Here is a 6,656-nt window from a genome sequence, read left to right as displayed (position 1 = left end):
TATCTTTTATCTTCTGTTGTGGATTTGTAGAGAGTTTCCATTTCAGAAGATCCCAAAGCCCTTTGCGTCCTGAACCTCCATATAGATTTTGGAATAAATCATTTTGTAGTAAATTACCCTTATAATCACTTTTGATTGTTTTGAGTTTACTGTTTTTTATATATTTACTCTTTTTTTTGACAAAAAGATACTGACTACAACTATTAAATAGAGCTGGTATTAATGTCAAACTACTAATTTTTATGAACTCTCTTCTATTCTTTATCATCTTTATGATTATAGCACAAAAGGTCAAAGATTTTTTAGAAGCCAATCCACTAATTAGTTTTGAAGAGAAGAGAGTATTAATTTTTTTGATATGGATATGGGATTTTAATTCGTATCTCTTAAGTATTTATGTTAAAATAAATTAATGAAAACATTTAATTTAAAAACAACTATACAGATTACGGTTTTTCTCTTTTTACTCAATGGATGCGGTAGCGTTGAGACAACAACCACTACTACTCCTCCTTCTATTCCTCCTCAAGAGAGTCACCCTGCCACTGAGGAGAGAGAGATGATTGAAGTCAATGATATTCAATTGGAGCAAAATAGTACTATAGTTACAGAAGAGACAAATAGCACAGAGATAGAAGTAGTGGAGAGTGAAGATACTCAATTGGAACAAAATAGTACAGTTGTAACTCAACCAGTAGATAGAACTCCTCCTACTGTTAATGAGATAGAAGTGGTAGTTCCAGAAGAAGAGGAGATAGACTATACAAAACAGTTTATTAACGAAGATAACTGTCATCAGATACTGGATAAAGAGTTTCTAACAATATGTTATGACTATAATCTCAAAGTGGCTAAGAGTGTCTCCTACACGCTATATGGTGATTTGGTTAATGAGTTAAATATCAAAGAGAGACCATCTTTTTATGTGGAGAGGGAGATTGATGTAGAGTATAGAGCCACAACAGCAGACTATACCAATACAGGATATGACAGAGGACATCTAGCCCCAGATGCATCATTTGATTGGAGTGAGGAGAGTTTGGATTCAACCTATTCACTAGCCAATATTATCCCACAAGTACCAGAGGTAAATCGGCGGTCGTGGGTTAAGGTAGAAAACTATGCGAGAGCTAAGGCTATTGAGTTATTTGAGCTGAATATTGTAAATGTTGTAAGTTATAGTAGTAGTCCATCACAGATAGGAGATAATAGTATCTCTATATCTGATGGGTATTATAAGATACTTTTTAACATAGATGAGGAGTACGAAGAGTGCTTCTATTATGCTAATGATTTTAATGCAAGTTCTGAAGATGATGAGCTAGAGCATCATAAAGTAGATTGTACTACAATACAAGGAATCTCCAAAATGACAGACTCTTTTTGAAAATAGGCTGTAGTATGATTTTGTAGAGTCAACTTCTCAATCTCCTCATCGCTATCTCTCTCTCTACTGTCAGATTTAACCATCAACATAATAATAGGATATTTCTTCTCAGCTATCACAATTGTCTCTCCAATATTGATTTTTAGAGTAATATCTATCTTTTTTGCTGTAGCATACTGCTCAAATAGTTTTCGCAAAAGCATAGAGAAGCTATTTTGTTGCATCTGAAATTTTGGCAAACTATAGTCGGTAAAAAGAGTTAGTTTGTTGTTATATCTCATCTTGAAAAGTTCAATATTGGCTTCGAGCAGAAGGTTGATATCGGTAGAACTGTAGCCATCAAACGACAAATTTTTAGGGATATAGGCACGAGGTTTTCGGTAGAGATAGAGACAAAGCTCCTCCTCACTCTCATAGAGTACTGTAATAGCATAAAAACTATCCATCCCATAGGTCAAATCGAGATGAACAGTTCGTGAACCGAAACTCTGTGGGGCATAGGTAACGGCTAGTCTAAAAAGCTCATGGCTAAGATGTATACCTGCTAGAAACTCTGCACTGTGGTTAAAATACTCTATCTTCCCCTTATGGTTAAAGATAAGCAGAGGATTGTTATTGTTCTCTACCAAAAATTTAAAACTAGTTAATATTGTGTTCATGTATCTTCTTTCTTAGTGTATTACGATTGAGTCCCAAGACTTCTGATAGTTTGAGCTGTGATTTAAATTTTTTGAGACCTGCTTGGATAAGAGGTTTTTCATAGAGACCCAGATTTTCTCTGTAGGCATTTTTTCCCTTTATTTTATGATAAAGATAATCAAATAGTATCTCCTCAATATCTTGTTGTGAGAGAGTTTTTTTGATAAGCTCTCTATGTAGAGAAATTTTTAGTGACTTAAAATTTTGTGACAAATCAAGATGATTTATATCTAATTCAATATCATCTTTTATCATCAAATCATCTTTTAACTCTTTGGAAAATTTTTCAAGAAAATATGGAATATCTTTTGTTCTCTCTCTAAGTGGAGGCATATTATAGATAAAGGCAAAATGGCTCTCTATAGATAAAGGAAGTTTCTCATAGTTGGCAATAGCGATAATTCGTTTGTTGTCCAAATCCAATAGTTGGATATTGCGTATCGCCTCAAAATTATAGATAATTACCTCATCACTACTCTCTAAAGCATCTTTTAGAGTGTCTAAATTTTTACCATTGACTAGGGTGGTTTTTGGAAAAAATGAGCGAACCAATGTTAGTTTACCTGTATGAGGTTCACCCCAAATAATGGTTGAGATAAAAAGCGATTTGCTTAGTGTAAGAGCTTTGATAATACTTTGTATCTCTGGTGAGTGTGAGAAAAATTCTGTTTTGTTCATATAATCTCTATTTAGATATAACCGTTACACGCACCGATTTAAATCGAGCCGTAGCAACCAACTCATCCGCCTCATCTCCAAAAAGAGAGTTCACTCTTGATTTCGCATGGTGAAATGTAACAAAAAGTGTTCTAGGTTTTATCTTATCTGTATATTTAACAGGTAGATTTGCTGTCTCTCCATACTCTGATTTGAGAATAATTCTATCTCCAAACTTACCCTCATCCTCTTTTGATGCCAAAATCACATCTTCATCATACTTAGTCAAAAGTTTTTTACTTCTCTTGGTTTGAGCCGAGTTATTATAGTGTGCCAGTGTTCTTCCTGTAGTGAGAAAGAATCCCTCCAAACTATCTTTGTAGAACTCTCCATCTATTATCTCTTGTACCATTCCTCTAGGCTCATACTGATGATATACATATCTCCCTAAACCATCGTCTGTTCTAAAATCAAGAAGATGCAAGACAGGGGTATCTTCAATATAGATAGGCCACTGCATCCCCCGTTTATTGTGTCGTTTCATTCGATAATATTTTGCTCCAGAGAATCGTCTATGGGCTATTTCTGTCACCTCTTCCCAAACCTCCTCACTATCTTTGTAGTTGAAGCTACCATTAAGTTTGTTATCTAGTAGCTGTAGCACCTCCCAATCATCAGGCAGATTGGACTCTACCAATGGTTGAGAGAGATGAAGTCGTCTCATCGCACTCACATAGACCCCTGTTTTTTCATAGGCTGAACTAACACCGATAATAACATCTGCTTTTTGTGTAATATCGGTCATAAATAGCTCTTGAACCATAATAAACTCTAACTTATCCAACGCTTTGTCAATCTTATTGATATTGCTATGGATATGGGCTATATCTTCACCCATATTAAGAAGTGCTTTTATCTTGCCATCCAACATCCCATCTATTAGCTGTGGAGTCATCAAACCTACTACTTCAGGCTCTTGGTAATCAGGAAGATAGTATGGCAGACAGCCCATATCACAAACCCCTTGTACATTATTTTGTCCACGAAGAGGTAGCAGTCCTGCTCCAGTTTTACCTATATTTCCTGTCATCATCGCTAGATGGGTAATAGCCATAACAGCATAAGAGCCATCAAGATGTTGAGTCACTCCTAGCCCCCAGAGAATCATCGATTTTTTAAAGGCGTACTCTCTTGCAATATTTGGAATGCTTTTTGCTAAATGCTCATACCCCTCAATATTCTCAAAGAATTTGGGATTGGCGTAAGGGTCAGCCAAAATTTTATCTCTAAACTCCTCAAATCCTTTGGTACGATTAGCTATAAAATCTTTGTGATAAAGCTCTTCATCTATAATAACGAACGCCATCATATTGAGTACCAAGAGATTGGCTTCATAGGGGATAACGGTATTGTATTTGGCATATTTTGCCAATTTGGTCTCTCTGACATCAATAACAGCAAGGTTATTCTCCTGCTGTGCCATATCCACAATACGATTTGCCACAATAGGATGAGCCTCCATCGTATTTGACCCCATTACCACAATAAACTCACTTTGGTATATATCATTGTAAGGGTTAGTAGAAGCTCCCTCTCCTATGGTCTCTTTCATCCCTTTGAGAGAGGGGGAGTGACAGACTCTAGCACAGTTATCGACATGAGGAGACTCCATTGTCTCTCGACAGAACTTTTGGAACAGATAGGCAGATTCGCAGTTACCTCTTGCTCCACCAATGGCACAGAAGCTATCTCCTCCATATTTTGATTTTATCTCTGCTAATTTCAGTGATGCGATGGTAGTTGCTGTATCTAAACTACAGGTATAGAAATCACTGTCAAAAGAGTCTATCTTATCGGCAACTTGTTTAAGAATATGAGGATTTTTTTCCAAAAAGTTTCTGCGAACCCTTGGTTGTCGGATTCTATCTTTTGCATCCACAAAGTCATACCCATACTTACCTTTGATACAGAGTTTCCCTTGAGAAACCACTCCATCTTTCCCTGCATAGATTTTTTGAATTTTATTATCTTTGACTACTGCTGTAATATCACACCCTACACCACAATAGGTACAGACACTCTCAACCTCTTTAATCTGATTTTTAGACATTAATAACCTTTAGCTTTTTATTTAAGATAAAATTTATCCTAATTTTACTTAAAGTGAAATAATTTGATGGAAGATTTAGAAAAGAGAAGTGTGGGTATCCCTTTGGGATACCCTTTTTTTAGAAAGATTGGAACTAATTATTTAGCAGCACCTGGTTGATTCATCGCTTTTGTCAAAAGAACAAAGGCAAAGAGTGTCACGGCGAGAACAAACATCCACGCACTGGACCACAGCCCCGTCAATCCGAGTAACCAACCGAAGATGATTGGAGAGATAAATCCACCCAGTCCACCAAGAACACCAACTATACCACCAACAACACCAACTTCTTGTGGATAGTACTCTGCTACAAGCTTATAAACTGAAGCCTTACCAATTCCCCAGATAGCTCCAACAAGAACCGCTAGGATACCGAAAATCCATACATTTGCTTGGAAGAAAATCTCTGTTGTACCTTGAATAAGTAGTTGCTTTTTACCAATTTTGTCACCAACTTGAACAACTGCTACCTGTGTAACTTTCTTTGTAGGGAACATAAAGAAATCATTTGTATCTTTATCAAACTCACCTATCTGTGGAATAAACTTATAAGTTCTCTCACCAGCTTTAGGGTTTGTAACTACTACAGTGTTCTCTGTAACTGCTGTAACTTCACCTGGAAGCTTAGACATTACACCTTTACCTGGAGACTCTATAGTCATCTTTGGAACCATAAGCATTGCAGAGATAATAATAGCTGTAATAAATACCCACATAGTAACCGTGTTACCACCAAACTTATCACTCAAATATCCACCAAATGCTCTAATTACACCTGAAGGGAAACTAAACGCTGCGGCAAATAGACCAGCAGTGACCAGTGGTAGTGCGTAAACATTTACAAAGTAAGGAACCAACCACTGCGAGAATGCAACAAATAGACCAAACACGATAAAGTAGTACATACCAAGTCGCCATACACGGATATCTTTTAGTGGAGCCAACATTTGAGCTAGAGTTCTATCAGAACTATCAGGCTTTCTGTTCTCTGTTGCGAAAAAGAAGATAACTGCCATCACTGATAACATAATTGCATACATAATTGGAAGTTCTCTCCACGCCTCCATGTCTCCACCAGCGATTAGACCCATCAAGATAGTAGGAGCAAAAAGTGCTGTTAAAGCTGCACCTGCGTTACCTGCACCAAAGATACCAAGAGCTAGACCCTGCTTCTCTTTTGGAAACCAAACTGATGTAAATGCGATACCTACGGCAAATGTTGCACCAACTGTACCAAACAATAGTGAAGCGATTACAAAATCTGTATAGGTTACTGCTTGAGACATCAATACCATACCTAGTGACGCAACTAACAAGTTAATCGTAAAAATCGGTCGTCCACCAAACTTATCTGTCAATATTCCCATTGGTAATCTAAACAATGCACCAGTCAAAACTGGAATACCAATAACCGTACCCATCTCAACTGCTGTCCAGTCAAGAATACCATTTGAAATTAGAAATGTGATTAATACCCCATTGGATAACCACGCTGCAAAGGCGATGGTAAACGCCAATGTATTCATAACTAACATCCTATAAGATTTAGGTGTCGCCTCTTTCATCATACTCATATAAAATCCTTTCAACTCCCTACAGGGTTTCCTCCTTTGCTATGACCAAATGATGGAGCGATATCATTAATTTTTTGGTATCTATGTGGGAAACTCTCTCCTGTCTATATTATTATAACGGTAAATTAGTGAAATAATCGTGTATATACTTAAGAAACACTGATATGTGTAAAAATGACACCTTATGATG

General features: G+C 36.7%; 6 protein-coding genes. 1 reads left to right on the top strand and 5 read right to left on the bottom strand.

The annotated features are described in order from the left end of the window. A partial coding sequence (locus GSY74_RS02050) for a hypothetical protein (RefSeq protein ID WP_223157430.1) occupies positions 1-268 on the bottom strand: 268 nt, incomplete at its 3' end. Between the two features lie 144 nt (positions 269-412). Here GSY74_RS02050 and GSY74_RS02045 point away from each other — a divergent pair. Next, positions 413-1,387, top strand: coding sequence for a DNA/RNA non-specific endonuclease (locus GSY74_RS02045; protein ID WP_164663453.1), 975 nt, complete (start codon positions 413-415; stop codon positions 1,385-1,387). Here GSY74_RS02045 and GSY74_RS02040 read toward each other — a convergent pair. The 4 genes from GSY74_RS02040 to GSY74_RS02025 form a co-directional block, all read right to left on the bottom strand. After that, entirely contained in the window at positions 1,330-2,046 is a 717-nt protein-coding gene (locus tag GSY74_RS02040; RefSeq protein ID WP_164663452.1) for a hypothetical protein, read from the bottom strand. The genes GSY74_RS02045 and GSY74_RS02040 overlap by 58 nt on opposite strands. Further along, positions 2,027-2,764, bottom strand: a complete 738-nt coding sequence (locus GSY74_RS02035) for a helix-turn-helix domain-containing protein (RefSeq protein ID WP_164663451.1) — start codon at positions 2,762-2,764, stop codon at positions 2,027-2,029. The genes GSY74_RS02040 and GSY74_RS02035 overlap by 20 nt, the downstream gene beginning before the upstream one ends. Before the next feature lie 7 nt (positions 2,765-2,771). Beyond that, complete coding sequence (locus tag GSY74_RS02030) at positions 2,772-4,853, bottom strand: molybdopterin oxidoreductase family protein (RefSeq protein ID WP_164663450.1); 2,082 nt, start codon at positions 4,851-4,853, stop codon at positions 2,772-2,774. A 137-nt stretch (positions 4,854-4,990) separates the two neighbouring features. Further along, positions 4,991-6,466: a nitrate/nitrite transporter gene (locus tag GSY74_RS02025; RefSeq protein ID WP_223157428.1), complete on the bottom strand. Its 1,476-nt coding sequence runs from the start codon at positions 6,464-6,466 to the stop codon at positions 4,991-4,993. Between the last annotated feature and the right edge of the window lie 190 nt (positions 6,467-6,656).

Origin of the sequence: Sulfurovum sp. bin170 (assembly GCF_010892395.1) — a bacterium.
In the GTDB taxonomy this organism is placed as follows: domain Bacteria; phylum Campylobacterota; class Campylobacteria; order Campylobacterales; family Sulfurovaceae; genus UBA1140.
The sequence above is the reverse complement of the archived record's forward strand: the minus strand, read 5'-3'. Positions and strand labels throughout refer to the sequence as shown.

Coding starts and splice junctions, on each gene's coding strand:
- GSY74_RS02045 (WP_164663453.1), top strand. CDS start 413: ATGAAAACATTTAATTTAAAAACAACTATACAGATTACGGTTTTTCTC.
- GSY74_RS02040 (WP_164663452.1), bottom strand. CDS start 2,046: ATGAACACAATATTAACTAGTTTTAAATTTTTGGTAGAGAACAATAAC.
- GSY74_RS02035 (WP_164663451.1), bottom strand. CDS start 2,764: ATGAACAAAACAGAATTTTTCTCACACTCACCAGAGATACAAAGTATT.
- GSY74_RS02030 (WP_164663450.1), bottom strand. CDS start 4,853: ATGTCTAAAAATCAGATTAAAGAGGTTGAGAGTGTCTGTACCTATTGT.
- GSY74_RS02025 (WP_223157428.1), bottom strand. CDS start 6,466: ATGAGTATGATGAAAGAGGCGACACCTAAATCTTATAGGATGTTAGTT.